Genomic DNA, 16,085 nt, shown 5'->3' with positions numbered 1-16,085 from the left:
GCCATCTCGGATGTCCAGGAGGAGTCGAACCGGGAGGCCACGATCGTGTATGAGGTGACCGGGACGGCGGAGAACGTCTCCATCAGCTACACCACGTTCGGCGAGGGGGTCACGACGAACCAGGAGACGGTGGCCACCCTGCCGTGGGCCAAGGAGGTGCGGACCACCGGTCTGGGCAAGGGGGGCTCGCTCACGGTCAGTGCCGGCCCGGATGGCGGGGAGGTGACCTGCAAGGTCACCATCGACGGAGAGCAATCCAAGACCGGCACCGCCTCGGGGCCGTTCGCCACGGCCTCGTGCTCCGGGTTCTGAACCCGGCGGCCTGATTCCCTAGTGGCGGCCGGAACCGCCGTGGCCGCCGCTGTCGTCGCCGTGCCGGTCATCGTCGCCGCCGCGGCCCCGGTTGCGGCCGTGATCGTCGTCGTCGCCGTGGTCGCGGGACGTCGAGGTCGCCGGGGTGCGGGTGGCGTCGTCGGTGTCGACGCGGGTGATGGTGCCGGTGGCGACGTCGATGCGGATGTCGGCGCGGGCGCCGGACGGGGTGGTGATGCGGACCTTCCATTCGGCGCGGCCGTGTTCGAGCTCGGGTTCGACGTTGGTGACGGTGCCGCCGCCGGTGTGGGCGAGGGCGATCTGGATGGCGCGGTCGCGGGTGACGACCGCGCCGGGGGCCGGGATCGGTGCGGACGTGGAACTGGACGTCGAGGTGGAGGTGGCGTTCGGGGACAGGGTGTCGGTCGAGCTGGTGGGGGTCGCGGTCGGGTCGTCGTTCGCGGTGAGGGCGACGGCGGTTCCGGTGGAGATCAGCAGGGTGGCCGCGCCGGCCGCGAGGGCGAGATATCGAGTCTTGGTCATGGCAACGACGATGCCGGGCGGCGGGGTAGCGGCGCGCTGTGCGAAGGCTAAGGGGCGGCTAAGAAGGTGACGGTGGCGCGCAGGCCACCGAGCGGGGACCGGTCCAGGACAAGATCGCCGCCGGTGCGCGCCGCGGTGCGCCGCACGATGTCCAGGCCAAGGCCGCTGGAGCCGGAGCCGGAGGCGCCGCGGCGGACCAGCGCGGACTCGGGCAGGCCGGGGCCGGCGTCGTCGACGGTGAGCACCACGCCACCGGGGCGGGGGGCCAGCCGGACGGCGAACGCGCAACCGTCCGGGGTGTGGGCGAATACGTTGCCCAGCAACGCGTCCACGCAGGCGGCGAGGTCACCGCGGCCGGTGGCGACCGGCAGCGGGGGTGCGGCGAGGTCGCGGGTCAGCTCGCGGTCGGTGTCCTCGGCCAGCGCCGACCAGAAGTCGACCCGCTCGCGGACCACCTCGGCGGCGTCGCAACCGGTCCGGCCGTCGCCGGAGCGCCACCGGGCCGCCTCGATGGACTGGGTGACCCCGCGCTGCACGGCGTCCACGCCGGCGCCGATCCGGGCGGCGTCCCCGGCGTCGGGCAGCGCCTCGGCCTCCAGGCGCAGGGCGGTCAGCGGCGTGCGCACCCGGTGCGCGAGGTCGGCGATGGTCTCCCGTTCCTCGCGCAGCAGCTCGGTGATCCGGCCGCCGAGATGGTTCAGCGCCCGGGCCACAGTGCCGAATTCGTTGGGAGCCAATGGATCCGCCCGCGCGGTCAGGTCACCGCCGGCCAGCCGGCCGGACACGCCGGCCAGCTCGATCGTGGCGCGCACCAGTCGCCTCGCCATTCGGTCGGCGACGAGCAGGCTCAGCCCGAGCAGCGCGATTCCCAGCAATGCCAACAGAAACCACGCCCGGGCCACACCGCGGGCCAGCTCGGACCCCGGCACGAACGCCCGGATCACGTCGTAGGAACCGGCGGTGTTGCGCACCGCGAACACGATCTCCCGGCCGCCCGGCACCTCGCCGGACGCGCTGGTGCCCCGTGCCCCCAGCTGCACCAGCGGCGAGCGCGGCGCCTCGGCGCCCAGCCGGGTGCCGTCGGCGAGGAACACGCTCAGGTCGTACGGCGAGGTCGCGTCCGCCTGCGCGACGCTCACCGCCAGCCCGGCCCGGTCCGCGGTCGCCACCGTGGAGCTCAGCGCCTGCGCCCGGACCGTGGCGCCCTGCACGGCGCGGTCCACGGCGACCCCGCGGACCAGCACGGCCAGCGGGATCAGGAACGCGACCAACACGAGCGACGTGGTGGCACCGACCAGAAGCAGAACCCGGCGGCGCATCAGGTCTCCGGCGCCGCGACCCGGACGCCAACGCCGCGCACGGTGTGCAGGTAGCGCGCTTCCTGCGCGGACTCACCGAGCTTGCGCCGCAACCAGGACAGGTGCACGTCGACCGTCTTGTCCGCCCCGCCGTACGGCAGCCGCCAGACCTCGGCGAGCAACTCGCGCTTGGTCACCACCTCGCCCGCGCGGGCGGCCAGGTAGTGCAGCAGCGCGAACTCGCGCGGGGTCAGCTCAAGATCCCGGCCGTCCAAAGTGGCCTCCCGGGTGCGCGCGTCGAGCCGCAGCCCGCCGACCACCACCGCGCCGTCCGCCCGCTGCTCGCCGCCCCGGCGCAGCACGGCCCGGATCCGGGCGTCCAACTGTGCCGCGCTGAACGGCTTGACCACATAGTCGTCCGCGCCGGCGTCGAGCACCGCGACGATCTCGGCCTCGTCGTCCCGTGCGGTGGCCACCACCACCGGCACCCGGCTGGCCCCGCGCAGCATCCGCAGCACCGTGCCGCCGTCCACGTCGGGCAGTCCCAGGTCGAGCACCACCACGTCCGGCCGGCTCGCCACCGCCTGCTCCAGCCCGGCCATGCCGGTCGCGGCCGAGGACACCGCGTGCCCGCGCTCGGTCAAACCGCGGATCAGCGCCTGGCGGATCACCGGGTCGTCCTCGACGAGCAGCACGTTCGGCACGGCTGCCACCGTAGGCCACGCCGCCCCCCGCGCGGCGCCGGAAAACCGGGCGATGAGGCTGCCATAACCCGGCCTTAACCTTCGCGGACCCATCCTGGACCCGATGAACAGGACCACCGGCGCGATCCTCGCCTGGCTCGCCGTCGCCACGACCGCGACGGTCGCCACCTCGCTCGCGGTCGGTGCCATCGGCACCGGGATCGTGCCGCAGGCCGAACCGCCACTGAGCCCCGATGAGGTGAACCGCCGGCTGGCCGAGCCGGCAACGGGTACCAGCCGCCCGCCGGTCCCGACGACCACGACGACCCCGACGACCACGACTGGCAACAGTTCCACGCCACCGCCCGGCGACCCGCCCACGGTGCTGTCCAGCCAGGGCGGCATCGTGTACGCCCGGTGCGAGCCCGGTGTGGACATCGTCTCGGCGTCGCCCGCGCAGGGTTATCGGGTCAAGGACATCGAGCCGGAGGACGGCGGCCAGCGGGTCCGCTTCGAATCCGGCCGCGTCCGGATCGAGGTCACCGTGACCTGCGCGAGTGGTACGCCCCGGGCCTCGGTTCGCGTGAACTGAGCAGACCTGCGCAGGAGACCGTTTGCTGACGTACCAACCGTTCTGAGCGCACGCATCGCCTGGTTGGGTGACTGACAGGACCGGGTCGTCCGGTCATTGTGGACGCATGATCCCGACTACCGAGGCGGAGGCGTACTCCGCCGGCTGGACCTGGAACTTCAACACCGGCATGGTCGAGCCGACCACCGAGGAGCAGGCCTACGAGGCCGGCTGGGCCTGGGATCCGCACGAGCGCCGCCCGATCCCGCGGGACGAGCTGCACGCCTACGAGGTCGGCTGGGGCTGGGATCCCGCCGCCGGTATGCCGATCAGCCCGGACCAGTGGTGGTGATCGCCGCCGCGTGACCCGGCCGAAATCCGCTGTACTGGACCGGTCGGCATCGCGGACCATGGTCGGTGATGCGTAGTACCGTGCGGCCACTCGAGGCTGGAAGGGGCAGCAGCGTCGAGGCCGGCTCGCCGCTGCATTTTGTGCTGCAGTTCGACGACATGGACTCCCCGGCGGACGTTATCGACAGCCTGGCGCTCGCGGAGTTCCTCAGCGGCCGGCAGCCCTGGGCGCGCAGCCGGCGGCTGGACCGGGTGCGGGCGGACGCCGACCTGCTTCCGGCCGGCGCGACGCTGCTGCGTTCGGCCGTCCGGGAGAGCGGGCTGGCCCGGCTCGCCGCCGGCGACGGGTGGACGATGCGGGTGGTCACCTGGGTGGACGCCGGCGCCGAGGTCACGATCACCGCGGTGAGCGAGCGGTTGGCCGAGTCCGTGTTGGCCGAGGCACTGGACGGCGCGGAGGAGCCGGAGCCCGAGGACGAGACGGTGGCCATGGGGTTCTGGTACCACTCGCCGGGGCGCGGGGTGCTGCGGATCATCCGGCCGATCACGACCGGCGGCTGGGCCGGCATCCGGGACAACTACCCGAACCGCGCGGCCCTCGTGCTCGACCGGTTGATGGGGCTCAACCCGGACACCGTCAACGGCCGGTTGCTGCTGCTGCACGGACCGCCGGGCACCGGAAAGACCACGGCGCTGCGGGCGCTGGCCCGGGAATGGCGCGCCTGGTGTCAGGTGGACTGCGTGCTGGACCCCGAGCGGCTGTTCGGCGACCCCAGCTACCTGATGGACGTCGCGGTCGGCGAGACCCGGGAGGACACCAAGCGACGGTGGCGGCTGCTGATCCTCGAGGACTGCGACGAGTTGATCGGCGGGGACGCCAAGGCGAGTTCCGGGCAGTCGCTGTCCCGGCTGCTCAACCTGACCGACGGTCTGCTCGGGCAGGGCCGCGACGTGCTGGTCGCGATCACCACGAACGAGGATCTGACCCGGCTGCATCCGGCGATCGTGCGGCCCGGCCGGTGCCTGGCGCAGATCGAGATCGGTGCGTTGCCGCATGCCGAGGCGGTGCGCTGGCTCGGCGCCCCGGCCGGGGTGGGCCCGGACGGGGCGACGCTCGCCGAGCTGTACGCGCTGCGGGACGGCACCGACCGGCTCACCCGCGCCGAGCCGGTCGAGGTCGGCGGATACCTGTAATACCGCTTCGACCTCGACGCGGTATCGGCCGGCGGAGTAGGTTCGGGTGAGACCTACCGATCGGTAACACCGACAAGGAGGCGGCACCGTGGGCAACGAGGCGCAGGTGACGGAGAAGGACGCCAGGGCACTCGCCGAGGCGTCCCGGGAGACGGACTGGAAGAAGCCCTCATTCTGCAAGGAGCTGTTCCTCGGCCGGTTCGACCTGGACCTGATCCACCCGCATCCCCGGCCGGACCGCGAGTCGCAGGCGCGGGCCGACGAGTTCCTCACCCGGTTGCGCGAGTACTGCGACACCCTGGACGGCTCGGTGATCGAGCGCGAGGACCGGATTCCGGACGAGTATGTCAAGGGCCTGGCCGACCTCGGCTGCTTCGGGATCAAGATTCCGGTGGAGTACGGCGGGCTCGGGCTCACCACGGTCGCCTACGGCCGCGCGCTGATGCTGGTCGGCTCGGTGCACGCGAGCCTGTCCGTACTGCTGTCGGCGCACCAGTCGATCGGCGTGCCGGAACCGCTCAAGCTGGCCGGCACCCCCGAGCAGAAGCAGGAGTTCCTGCCGCGCTGCGCAAAGGGTGCGATCACCGCGTTCCTGCTCACCGAGCCCGACGTCGGCTCCGATCCGGCCCGGATGGCCTCCACCGCGGTGCCGACCGCGGACGGCGAGGCCTACCAACTGGACGGCGTGAAGTTGTGGACCACCAACGGAGTCGTCGCCGAGCTGGTCGTGGTGATGGCCCGGGTGCCCAAATCCGAGGGGCACCGCGGCGGGATCTCCGCGTTCATCGTCGAGGTCGACTCGCCCGGCATCACGATCGAACGGCGCAACACGTTCATGGGTCTGCGCGGCATCGAGAACGGCGTCACCCGGTTCCACAACGTGTTGGTGCCCAAGCGGAACCTGGTCGGCCGCGAGGGTGACGGCCTGAAGATCGCGCTCACCACGCTCAACGCCGGGCGCCTGTCGATCCCGGCGACGTGCACCGCGGCCGGCAAGTGGTCGCTCAAGATCGCCAGGGAATGGTCGAACGCCCGGGTGCAGTGGGGTCAGCCGGTCGGCAAGCACGCCGCGGTGGCCAGCAAGATCGCCTTCATCGCGGCGACCACCTACGCCATGGAGGCCGTGCTCGACCTGTCCGGGCAGATGAACGACGAGGGCCGCAACGACATCCGGATCGAGGCGGCACTGGCCAAGCTGTGGGCGAGCGAGATGGCCAGTCTGATCGCCGACGAGCTGATCCAGATCCGGGGCGGGCGGGGCTACGAGACGGCCGCATCGCTTGCCGCCCGCGGGGAGCGGGCCGTGCCGGCCGAGCAGCTCGTCCGGGACCTGCGGATCAACCGGATCTTCGAAGGCTCCAGCGAGATCATGCGGTTGCTGGTGGCGCGCGAGGCGGTGGACGCGCACCTGAAGGCGGCCGGCGACCTCGCCGATCCGGAGGCGGACCTGAAGCGCAAGGCGCGGGCCGCGGGCAAGGCGAGCGGCTTCTACGCCAAGTGGCTGCCCCAGCTGGTCGCCGGGAAGGGCCAGCTGCCGGCGTCCTTCCGGGAGTTCGGCGCGCTGTCCAAGCACCTGCGCTACATCGAGCGCAGCGCCCGGAAGCTGGCCCGGTCGACGTTCTACGGGATGGCGCGCTGGCAGGCCGGGTTGGAGAAGCGGCAGGGATTCCTCGGCCGGATCGTGGACATCGGCGCCGAGCTGTTCGCCATGTCCGCCGCCTGCGTGCGGGCCGAGATGCAGCGCGCCGAGAGCGCCGCGGAGGGAGCCGCGGCCTACGACCTCGCCGACGTGTTCTGCCGGCAGGCCCGGCTGCGGATCGAGAAGCTGTTCGACGGTCTGTTCACCAACACCGACGACGTCGACTACCGGCTCGCACTGGACACTTTGGACGGTCGGTACGAGTGGCTGGAGGCCGGCGTCATCGACCCCAGCGAGGGCACCGGGCCGTGGATCACCACCTGGCAGCCGGGCGCGTCCACGGCGGAGAACGTCGGCCGGCGCTACCTGCCGTCCACCCGTGAGGAGCCGGCCAAGAAGGGCGGTGGCGGAACCAGAAAGCGCGCCACGGCCGGCCGAAAGGACACGGAATAACCGGCGTGCGGCGCGGCGGTGTTGACTGTGCCCATGGGTGACGATCAACAGGACGGCCGGCTGCGCGGACACGGTGGCGCGTTGGCCGTTGCGGCGGCCCGGGCGCACGGCATCGGCACGATGTTCACGCTGTCCGGCGGGCACGTGTTCCCGCTCTACGACGGCGCGGTGCAGAGCGATCCGCCGATGCGCCTGGTGGACGTGCGGCACGAGCAGAGCGCGGTGTTCGCCGCCGAGGGGATGGCCAAGCTCACCCGGGTGCCCGGACTGGCCGTGCTCACCGCTGGTCCCGGGATCACCAACGGGATCAGCGCGGTCACCACGGCGCACTTCAACGGTTCGCCCTTGCTGGTGCTCGGCGGCCGGGCGGCGCAGGCCCGGTGGGGCGCCGGTGCGCTGCAGGAGCTGGACCACCCGCCGCTGCTCGCGCCGGTGACCAAGCGCGCCGCCACGATCGGCGCGGTGGCCGAGATCCCGGCGGCGGTCGACGAGGGGCTGCGGCTGGCCGCCACCCCGCACCGCGGCCCGGTCTTCCTCGACGTGCCGATCGACGTGCTGTTCAGCCACGGCGAGGCGGATGCGCCCGCGGCTGCCGGGGTAGCGCCCGCGGTTCCCGACCCGGAGGCGGTCGAGGAGGTCGCCCGGGCGCTGGCGACCGCCCGGAAACCCGTGCTGGTGCTCAGTTCCGACGTGTGGGCCGGCGGCGCCGAGGACGCCGCCCGGCGGGCGGCCGAGACGATGGGACTGCCCACGATCACCAACGGCATGGGCCGCGGGGTGCTGCCCGCGGGGCATCCGCTGCTGGTCACCCGGGCCCGCTCGCGCGCGTTCGGCGCGGCCGATCTCGTGGTCGTGGTCGGGGCGCCGCTGGACTTCCGGCTCGGCTACGGCCAGTTCTCCGGTGGTGCCAAGGTCTGCCAGCTCACCGACTCGGCCGGCCAGTTGGCCGGGCACGTGGAACTGGCCGGGTCCGCGTGCGGTGATCTCACCCTGGTGCTGGACGGGCTGGTCGAGGCCTGGCAGCGGGCCGGCGGGGCGCGCTACGCCGACTGGGTGGCCGAGCTGCGCGGTCTCGCCGACGCCGCGGTGGCCGCCGACGCGGAGGTGCTGGACAGCGACGCCGACCCGATCCACCCGGCGCGGGTCTACCGCGAGCTGGGCCGCCAGCTCTCCGAGGACACGGTGGTGATCGGCGACGGCGGCGACTTCGTCTCCTATGCCGGGCGGTTCGTCGAGCCGCGCCGGCCCGGCTGCTGGCTCGACCCCGGGCCGTACGGGTGCCTTGGCACCGGGCTGGGTTACGCGATCGCGGCCCGGATCGCCCGGCCGTCCGCGCCGGTGGTGCTGCTGCTCGGCGACGGTGCGGCCGGGTTCTCCCTGATGGACGTGGACACGCTGGTCCGGCACGGGCTGCCGGTGGTGATGATCGTTGGCAACAACGGAATCTGGGCCCTTGAGAAGCACCCGATGCGGTTCCTCTACGGCTACGACGTGGTCGCCGAACTCGCGCCGCGGACCCGCTACGACGAGGTGGTCCGGGCGCTGGGCGGTGCGGGGGAGCTGGTGACCGCGCCGGACGACATCGGTCCGGCGATCAAGCGTGGGCTCGACTCCGGCGTGCCGTACCTGGTCAACGTGATCACCGATCCCGCGGTGGCCTATCCGAGGTCCACCACCGGCATATGACCTAGCCGTAGACCTGCTGGCGTGCGGCCGAGTAGGGGCCAAGCACGGCGGTGCCGTCGCCGGTCGGCTCGAGTGTCCGGGATGGACGGTGCCAGGCGGGCGGCTCGGCGCCGCCGGCGAGCACCCAGGCGGCCTGCCGGGCGGCACCGAGTGCGACGTACTCGTCCGGGTCCGGCACGTCGACCGGAACGCCGAACAGCCCGGCGGCCACCGCCTGCACCGCGCTCGACCGGCTGGCGCCGCCGATCAGCAGCACCCGGCGCACCTCGACGCCGGTGGCCCGCAGCGCCGCCAGCCCGTCCGCGAGGCCGCACAGCATGCCCTCGACCGCGGCCCTGGCCAGGTTCTCCGGCGTCATGTTGGCGCCGCGCAGGCCGACCAGGGTGCCGGTGGCGTTCGGCAGGTCGGGGGTCCGCTCGCCCTCCAGGTAGGGCAGCATGACCAGGCCGCCGGAGCCCGGCTCGGCGCGCAGGGCGAGCGCGTCCAGCCCGGCCAGGTCGGTGCCGAGCATCCCGGCGGTGGCGCCGAGCACCCGGGCCGCGTTCAGCGTGCAGACCAGCGGGAGGTAGCGGCCGGTCGCGTCGCAGAACCCGGCCACCAGGCCGGAGGCGTCGGCCGCCGGGGTGTCCACGGTGGCGAACACGGTGCCGGAGGTGCCGAGCGAGACGACCACGTCGCCGGGACCGAGACCCAGGGCCAGCGCCGCGGCCATGTTGTCCCCGGTGCCGGGTGCCAGCACGGCACCGGCCGCGGCGGGCACCGCCCCGTGCGCCGTCTGGCCGGCCGGCTCGGCCGGGCCGAGCACCTCGGGCAGCCGCGGGCGCCGGCCGCCGAACGCCGCGTCCAGCACCTCGGGCAGCCAGGCGCCGGTCCACGGGGAGAAGTAGCCGGTGCCGGAGGCGTCGCCCCGGTCGGTGGTGATCCGCTCGGGACGCCCGGCGAGCTGCCAGGTCAGCCAGTCGTGCGGGAGCGCGACCGCGGCGACCCGGTCGGCGTTGTCCGGCTCGTGCTCGGCCAGCCAGGCGAGCTTGGTGACGGTGAAGCTGGCCACCGGAACCGACCCGGTGTGCTCGGCCCACCAGGCCGGCCCGGCACCGTCCTGGACGAGGCGGCGAGCCTGGTCGGCGGAGCGGGTGTCGTTCCACAGCAACGCGGGCCGGACCACCTGGCCGGCGGCGTCCATGGCGACCATGCCGTGCTGCTGGCCGGCGACCGACACCGCGGCCGGTGGCTCGGCCGAGCCGGCGGTGGCCTGGGCGATGGCGTCCTGGCAGGCCTGCCACCAGGCCGCGGGATCCACCTCGGTGCCGTCCGGGTGGGCGGCCCGGCCCTCGCCGACCACCTTGCCGGTGTCCGCGTCGGTCAGCAGCGCCTTGGTCGATTGGGTGGAGGAGTCGATCCCGAGCACGAGCGTCATGACTGGCATGATTCCGGAAAGCGCATTCCCTTGGCCAGGGACCTATCGCGAGCCGATCCGCGCCGCGAGCCGCTCGGCCTGGTCCCTGGTGAAGCGGCCGGTGATCACCGCCGTGCCGCCGAGGATGGCTTCCTGGATCGTGGGCGCCGAGACCACCTGAGCGTCGACCACGATGGCCACCCGCGCCTCGACGTTCTGGCTGGTGAAGTCGGCCCAGATCCGGGCCGCCGGGTCGGTGAAGTCGATCGTCACCACCCACCCGCCGGTTCCGCTCTGGTCCGGTTCCGCCCGGGCGCGCCGGATGTCCGTCCCGGTGAGCACGGCCGGAAACAGCACGTGTTTGGCCCGTTCCGCCGGCTCGCAGGTGACCAGTGGCAGGGCAGGCTCGACCCAGTGCCGCAACGGATCCGGCCCCGAGCAGTCCAGCCCGTCGAGCACCGACTCGGCCACAACCGGAATGTCGATGACCGCAGGGTTCTGCCGGATCGCCCGCGCCTCCTCGACTTCCGGACCGGGAGCCGGGGACGACCGGGTCGGCGACCGTGTCCCGGCGGGCGCCGATTGCGTCGACCGTCCCGTGGTTCCCGACGACGCCGGGGTTCCCGGGTTTCCCGACGGTGCCGGGTTTCCCGACGGTGCCGGGGCTCCCGACGGAGCCGGCGCGGGTCCGCCCGTGTCCGGCTCCGTCGTCAGCACTTTGCGAAACTCCAGCCGTACGGGTTCGACGGGCGACTCCGTTCGAGCAGGCGCCGTCCCGGTGGGCACCCCGTGTCCGGCGACCGTGCGCTGGCACGCGACCAGAGCGGTCAGGCAGACCAGGACGACGGAGGCGATCCCACGCGACACCCGCACGGCGTGCATCATCGCGTGGGCGTCTCGTCGTCGAAGATCCGGGTGACCACGGTGCCATCCCGGGTGATGTAGCCGTTGATCAGCCCCGCGGTGCTGTGCGGGGTGGCCAGCACGCCCCGGGGATCCAGCGCGATCGCGCCACCCGTCGCGCCGAGCGCCGGGATCTTCTCAGTGATCACCCTGGCCGCCGCCCGCGCGACGTTCGCGCCGGTGTACTCCATCAGCGCGGAGATGTCGTAGGCCGCCACACCGCGGATGAACACCTCGCCGGTCCCGGTGCACGAGATCGCGACCGTGCGGTTGTTGGCGTAGGTGCCGGCACCGATGATCGGCGAGTCACCGACCCGTCCCACGAGCTTGTTCGTCAGCCCGCCGGTGGATGTGGCCGCGGCGACGTCCCGGTTGCGGTCCACGGCGACCGCACCCACGGTCTCGCCGATGCCGGTCTCGACGGCGGCACCGGACTGCGGGTTCTTGGCCGCGATCAGGGCGTCCCAGCGGCGCTGGGTGAAGAAGTAGTCCTGCGTCGTATAGGGAACTCCGTTCTGTAGAGCGAAGATGTCCGCGCCGCGACCCGCCATCAGCACGTGCCGCGAACGTTCCATCACCATGCGGGCCAACGAGATCGGGTTCTTCGTGTTGTGCACCCCGGCCACCGCCCCGGAGCGCTGGTCCCGACCGTTCATGATCGACGCGTCCAGCTCGTTCTCGCCGTCGGTGTTGAACACGGCGCCCTTGCCGGAGTTGAAGTTCGGGTCGTCCTCGAGCACCCGAACCGACGCTTCGACCACGTCCAGACTCGGCCGGCCCTCGTTGATCAGGGCGTACCCGGTCCGCAGCGCCCGCTCGAGCCCCCCGCGGAAGGCCTGCTCCTGCTCGGGGCTGATGCTGCCGCGCGGCAGCGATCCGGCGCCGCCGTGCACCGCCAGCACGACGTTGCGCACGGCCGAGGCATCGCCACCGGAGCCATCCGGCTGCCCGTCGACGTCGGGTGCCATCGCCTGCCGCTTGACGCCCGGGGCGACGCCGGACGCCGGCCGCCCGTTGCCGCCCGCTGCCGGGGCGCCGGCGCCGGCCACCGCCTGCCGGGCGGCGCCGGATGCCGCCTGCTCGGTGCCGTCAGCGCTCGCCGCCGAGCCGGACAACCCGAACACGGCGGTAACCGTGAGGGCTGCCAGGCTGACCAGGATTCCGCGTTGTGGCGGAGAAAACATGCGACCGACCTCCTCGAGGGTGTGTCAACGGTCCACCCCACTCTCGAGCCGGTCAGCATGCGGGTCAACGGTTCATCGGCGCTCCCTCCGCTCCAGGCCGCGGTCCGGATGCCAGCTCTCGATCACCAGATGATCGGCCGGCTCGCCCAGCCGGGTCAGCACCACCTCGGTGACGTAGATCCGGAAGCGGTGTGACCCGTCCTCGCCGGCATGATCACCGATCTCCTCCGCCCGGCCGGCGATCTTGGCTTCACCGGCCCACGACGTGTTGTCCTCGGACGGGTCGACGGTCGGCGAGTGCAGGGCGACCCGGGGATCGCGGCGCAGGTCGAGAGCCTTGACCGCGTTCGCCATGCTGCCCACGAAAAGCCCGCCGTCGCCGAACTCCACCTCGGTCCCGCTGATCCGGGGGCCGCCGTCCCGGCGCAGCGTGGCCATCGTGCAGTGCCTGGCGATGCCGAACCGCTCCCGCACCCGGGTGGCGAACGCAGGTTCGGCGTCGGCGAGGTCGTTCCATGAGGTCATGCGGGGATGGTGGCACGGGCCACCGACAGTTTTCGCCGGTCAGTCCGGTTGCGGGTCCGACTTGTCCTCGGCCAGCGACTCGGTGAGCTCGATCATCCACGGGTCCGGCGGCACCGCGTCCGGGCCGACGACCTGCATCGAGGCCAGCACGGTGAGCAACATGCCGGTGGCGAGGAAGTCCCGTGCCTCCGCGGCCGAAGCGTCGGTGAGTTCCCGGATCAGGTGATAGATCCGGCCGAAGCCGGACCGCACGACCATGCCGATGGCCGGCTCGATGCTTGCCGCGTACCCGTGCAGCATCACCGCGAGCAGGTCGCGCTCGGCCAGCAGGGTGTCGTAGGCGGCGCCGAGGTCGGACAGGTCGGCGGCACCGTTCTCGGCGGCCTCCCGGAACGACTGCTCGATGCGGTTGACCGCGCGTTCGACGGCGGCCACGAACAGCCGCTGCTTGGAACCGAACAGCCGGATCACATAAGGCTGGGAGACCCCGGCCAGGCGGGCCACCTCGTCGGTCGTCGTGCCCGCGTAGCCGCCGGCCGCGAAGGCCGTCACGGCGGCGCTGACCAGCTGCTCGCTGCGCTGCGCCGCGGTGAGCCGGGGCTTGGACGTCGGGGTCATGCGGGCTCCTCCGGGTGGCTACTTGACATGTTATCAGTCGATGCCTACATTTGGTCGGCAGATAGTTATCAGTGAATAACAACAAGGAGACCTCATGACGAGCGCGGTCCTCGAGCACGTCCCCTCGGCCTTACCACGACCGGGCCGGACCCGGCCGCTCGCCGCCGTGCTCGCCGCGGTCGGGCTGCCGATGTTCATGGTCACGCTGGACAACCTGGTGGTCACGACGGCGCTGCCGGTGATCAAGAGTGAGCTGGGCGCCTCGCTGACCGACCTGCAGTGGTTCGTCAACGCCTACACGCTCAGTTTCGCCGCGCTGCTGCTCACCGCGGCGGCGCTGGGCGACCGGCTCGGCCGGCGGCGGATCTTCCTGGCCGGCATCGCGCTGTTCACGCTGGCCTCGGCGGCGTGTGCGCTGGCCACTGAGCCGTGGATGCTCACCGCCGCCAGAGCGGTGCAGGGCGCGGCCGGGGCGGCGGTCATGCCGCTGTCGCTCACGTTGCTCGCCGCCGCCGTGCCCGACCGGATGCGCAACGCGGCCGTCGGGATCTGGGGCGGGATCAGCGGTTTGGGTATCGCCCTCGGTCCGGTGGTCGGCGGCGCCGTCGCGGACGGCCTCACCTGGAACTGGATCTTCTGGCTCAACGTCCCGGTCGGGCTGGTCGCCGTGCCGCTGGCCGCCGTCATGCTCCGCGAGTCGCGCGGCGGATCGCGTCGGCTGGACCCGGTTGGTCTGGTGCTGTCCTCGGCCGGCGTGCTCGCGCTGGTGTGGGGCGTGGTGCACGGTGCGGACGATGGCTGGACCTCGGCCGGTGTGCTGGCCGCGATGGCCGGCGGGATCGCGCTGCTCGGCGCGTTCCTGGCCTGGGAGCGTCGGGCCGCGGCGCCGATGCTGCCGCTGCGGCTGTTCCGGTCCGTGCCGTTCAGCCTGGTCAACGCCGTGTCGTTCACCTTCTCGCTCGGCGTGTTCGGGTCGGTCTTCCTGCTGGCCCAGTTCTTCCAGGTGGTGCAGGGACTCAGCGCTCTGGAGGCCGGGATGCGCACGATGCCGTGGACGCTGGCGCCGATGGTGGTGGCCCCGCTGGCCGGGCTGCTGCTCAACCGGGTCGGGCCGCGGGTGCTGATCGCGACCGGGCAGGTTCTTCTGGCCGCGGCGCTGCTCTGGATCGCGTTGACGGTTTCGGTCGACGTGACCTACGGCGGCCTGGTCGCCCCGTTCTTGCTGGCCGGCGTGGGCATGGGACTGACCTTCGCGCCGATGACCTCGACGGTGTTGGCCAGCGTGCGGACCGGCGAGCACGGGGTGGCGTCCGGCACCAACAACACCTTGCGGGAGATCGGTGTCGCCATGGGTGTCGCGGTACTGGCCTCGGTGTTCGCCTCGTACGGCGATTACGGCGACCCGGCCTCCTTCGTCGATGGGCTGGTGCCGGCGGTCGTGGTCGGGTCGGGCGTGGTGGCGCTCGGGGCGGTGCTGTCGATGTGGCTGCCGCGCCGGCCGACCTTGTGACATCTGGGTCCGGCGTCGCCTGGTTGATGGCAGGATGGCGCCGTCCCCAGTACCGGTAGATCACTCGTAAGGAAGTGCGCACAGATGGCCGGCAAGTTCGAGGTATACAGCGACGCGCAGGGCAAGTTCCGGTTCCGCCTGAAGGCCGGGAACGGCGAGATCATCGCCGTGGGTGAGGCGTACGAGTCCAAGGCGGGCGCACTCAACGGGATCGAGTCGGTCAAGGAGAACGCGCCCCAGGCGGAGATCGTCGACACCACGGCCTGACCTCGATGCGCACGCTGCGAACTCCGGCGGACCGGTTCGACCGGCTGCCGGAGTTCGGCTATCCGCCCCGGTTCGCGTCGGTTCCTGACGGCGACGGTGGATCGCTGCGGATGGCGTGGGTGGAGGACGGGCCCGCGGACGGCGCGGTGGTGCTGTGCCTACACGGCGAGCCGACCTGGTCGTTCCTGTACCGGAAGATGATTCCGGTGCTGGCCGGGGCCGGGCTGCGGGTGGTGTGCCCGGACCTGGTCGGGTTCGGGCGGTCGGACAAGCCGGAGCGGCAGGCGGACCACACCTATGAGCGGCACGTCGAGTGGGTCCGGGCGCTGGCCTTCGACGTGCTCGATCTGCGGGCGGTCACCCTGGTCGGTCAGGACTGGGGCGGTCTGATCGGTCTTCGCCTGGCCGCCGAACACCCCGACCGGTTTGCCCGCCTGGTGGCGGCCAACACCGGCCTGCCCACCGGTGAGCACCCGATGCCCGAGGTGTGGCACCGATTCCGGGCCGCGATCCAGAGCGCGCCGTCGCTCGACCTCGGCCGGTTCGTGCAGTCCGGCTGCCGCACCGAACTCTCACCCGAGGTGCTTGCCGCGTACGCCGCGCCGTTCCCCGACGACTCCTACACCGCCGCCCCCCGGGCGATGCCCGGCCTGGTACCCACCACAGTGGACGATCCCGCCAGCCCCGCCAACCGCGCCGCCTGGGCAACCCTGTCCCGCTCGGATATCCCGATGCTGGTCGCCTTCAGCGACGGAGACCCGATCACCGGCCCCATGGGTCCAATCCTCCAACGCACCATCCCCGGCGCCAAGAACCGCGACCATCCGACAATCAAGGACGCCGGCCACTTCCTCCAGGAGGACGCCGGCGAACCCCTCGCCCGCCACATCGTCGACTTCATAGCGACCACCCCGACCCCGTAATACCCGCGCGGCACCCCGACTCATCGTCC

The 16,085-nt window shown here is 72.5% G+C and carries 17 protein-coding genes; 9 read left to right on the top strand and 8 right to left on the bottom strand.

The window, feature by feature from the left end:
- A partial coding sequence (locus tag VFV67_RS02250) for an MmpS family transport accessory protein (RefSeq protein ID WP_326466798.1) occupies nt 1–312 on the top strand: 312 nt, incomplete at its 5' end.
- A gap of 18 nt (nt 313–330) precedes the next feature.
- Here the strand turns inward: VFV67_RS02250 and VFV67_RS02245 are convergent.
- The 3 genes from VFV67_RS02245 to VFV67_RS02235 are packed head-to-tail and all read right to left on the bottom strand — an operon-like array spanning nt 331 to nt 2,857.
- The gene (locus VFV67_RS02245) at nt 331–855 is read right to left on the bottom strand and encodes a PepSY domain-containing protein (RefSeq protein ID WP_326466797.1); all 525 of its coding nucleotides are present in this window, start codon (nt 853–855) and stop codon (nt 331–333) included.
- Between the two features lie 47 nt (nt 856–902).
- Nucleotides 903–2,174, bottom strand: coding sequence for a HAMP domain-containing sensor histidine kinase (locus VFV67_RS02240; protein WP_326466796.1), 1,272 nt, complete (start codon nt 2,172–2,174; stop codon nt 903–905).
- Nucleotides 2,174–2,857: a response regulator transcription factor gene (locus tag VFV67_RS02235; RefSeq protein WP_326466795.1), complete on the bottom strand. Its 684-nt coding sequence runs from the start codon at nt 2,855–2,857 to the stop codon at nt 2,174–2,176. Before VFV67_RS02235 ends, VFV67_RS02240 begins: the two co-directional genes overlap by 1 nt.
- A gap of 103 nt (nt 2,858–2,960) precedes the next feature.
- On the opposite strand from VFV67_RS02235, the gene VFV67_RS02230 reads away from it, so the two are divergent.
- The 5 genes from VFV67_RS02230 (at nt 2,961) to VFV67_RS02210 (ending at nt 8,730) form a co-directional block, all read left to right on the top strand.
- The gene (locus tag VFV67_RS02230) at nt 2,961–3,428 is read left to right on the top strand and encodes a hypothetical protein (RefSeq protein WP_326466794.1); all 468 of its coding nucleotides are present in this window, start codon (nt 2,961–2,963) and stop codon (nt 3,426–3,428) included.
- Nucleotides 3,429–3,534: 106 nt separating this feature from the next.
- On the top strand, nt 3,535–3,759 hold the full coding sequence (locus VFV67_RS02225; protein ID WP_326466792.1) for a hypothetical protein: 225 nt from the start codon (nt 3,535–3,537) through the stop codon (nt 3,757–3,759).
- A gap of 68 nt (nt 3,760–3,827) precedes the next feature.
- Nucleotides 3,828–4,952 (top strand): DUF5925 domain-containing protein, encoded by a 1,125-nt coding sequence (locus tag VFV67_RS02220; protein ID WP_326466791.1) that lies wholly within the window; start codon nt 3,828–3,830, stop codon nt 4,950–4,952.
- Nucleotides 4,953–5,040: 88 nt separating this feature from the next.
- Nucleotides 5,041–7,044, top strand: a complete 2,004-nt coding sequence (locus VFV67_RS02215; protein WP_326466790.1) for an acyl-CoA dehydrogenase family protein — start codon at nt 5,041–5,043, stop codon at nt 7,042–7,044.
- 33 nt (nt 7,045–7,077) lie between these two features.
- Entirely contained in the window at nt 7,078–8,730 is a 1,653-nt protein-coding gene (locus VFV67_RS02210) for an acetolactate synthase (RefSeq protein WP_326466789.1), read from the top strand.
- Nucleotide 8,731: 1 nt separating this feature from the next.
- Here VFV67_RS02210 and xylB read toward each other — a convergent pair whose 3' ends face one another.
- From xylB to VFV67_RS02185, 5 genes are all read right to left on the bottom strand, one after another.
- The gene (gene xylB / locus VFV67_RS02205) at nt 8,732–10,147 is read right to left on the bottom strand and encodes a xylulokinase (protein WP_326466788.1); all 1,416 of its coding nucleotides are present in this window, start codon (nt 10,145–10,147) and stop codon (nt 8,732–8,734) included.
- A 42-nt stretch (nt 10,148–10,189) separates the two neighbouring features.
- Nucleotides 10,190–10,597: a SecDF P1 head subdomain-containing protein gene (locus VFV67_RS02200; RefSeq protein WP_326466787.1), complete on the bottom strand. Its 408-nt coding sequence runs from the start codon at nt 10,595–10,597 to the stop codon at nt 10,190–10,192.
- 410 nt (nt 10,598–11,007) lie between these two features.
- Nucleotides 11,008–12,213, bottom strand: coding sequence for an isoaspartyl peptidase/L-asparaginase (locus VFV67_RS02195; protein WP_326466786.1), 1,206 nt, complete (start codon nt 12,211–12,213; stop codon nt 11,008–11,010).
- Between the two features lie 72 nt (nt 12,214–12,285).
- A complete protein-coding gene (locus VFV67_RS02190; RefSeq protein WP_326466785.1) occupies nt 12,286–12,738 on the bottom strand; it encodes a pyridoxamine 5'-phosphate oxidase family protein in 453 nt (150 codons plus the stop codon).
- A 39-nt stretch (nt 12,739–12,777) separates the two neighbouring features.
- Entirely contained in the window at nt 12,778–13,356 is a 579-nt protein-coding gene (locus VFV67_RS02185; RefSeq protein WP_326466784.1) for a TetR/AcrR family transcriptional regulator, read from the bottom strand.
- A 94-nt stretch (nt 13,357–13,450) separates the two neighbouring features.
- On the opposite strand from VFV67_RS02185, the gene VFV67_RS02180 reads away from it, so the two are divergent.
- The 3 genes from VFV67_RS02180 to VFV67_RS02170 all read left to right on the top strand — a co-directional run bounded on the left by VFV67_RS02180 (nt 13,451) and on the right by VFV67_RS02170 (nt 16,056).
- Nucleotides 13,451–14,866: a DHA2 family efflux MFS transporter permease subunit gene (locus tag VFV67_RS02180; RefSeq protein ID WP_326466783.1), complete on the top strand. Its 1,416-nt coding sequence runs from the start codon at nt 13,451–13,453 to the stop codon at nt 14,864–14,866.
- A gap of 84 nt (nt 14,867–14,950) precedes the next feature.
- Complete coding sequence (locus tag VFV67_RS02175; RefSeq protein WP_326466781.1) at nt 14,951–15,133, top strand: YegP family protein; 183 nt, start codon at nt 14,951–14,953, stop codon at nt 15,131–15,133.
- 5 nt (nt 15,134–15,138) lie between these two features.
- Nucleotides 15,139–16,056, top strand: a complete 918-nt coding sequence (locus VFV67_RS02170) for a haloalkane dehalogenase (RefSeq protein WP_326466780.1) — start codon at nt 15,139–15,141, stop codon at nt 16,054–16,056.
- Nucleotides 16,057–16,085: the final 29 nt, after the last annotated feature.

It is taken from the genome of Actinophytocola sp. (assembly GCF_035762905.1).
GTDB lineage: Bacteria > Actinomycetota > Actinomycetes > Mycobacteriales > Pseudonocardiaceae > DASYTH01.
The sequence above is the reverse complement of the archived record's forward strand: the minus strand, read 5'-3'. Positions and strand labels throughout refer to the sequence as shown.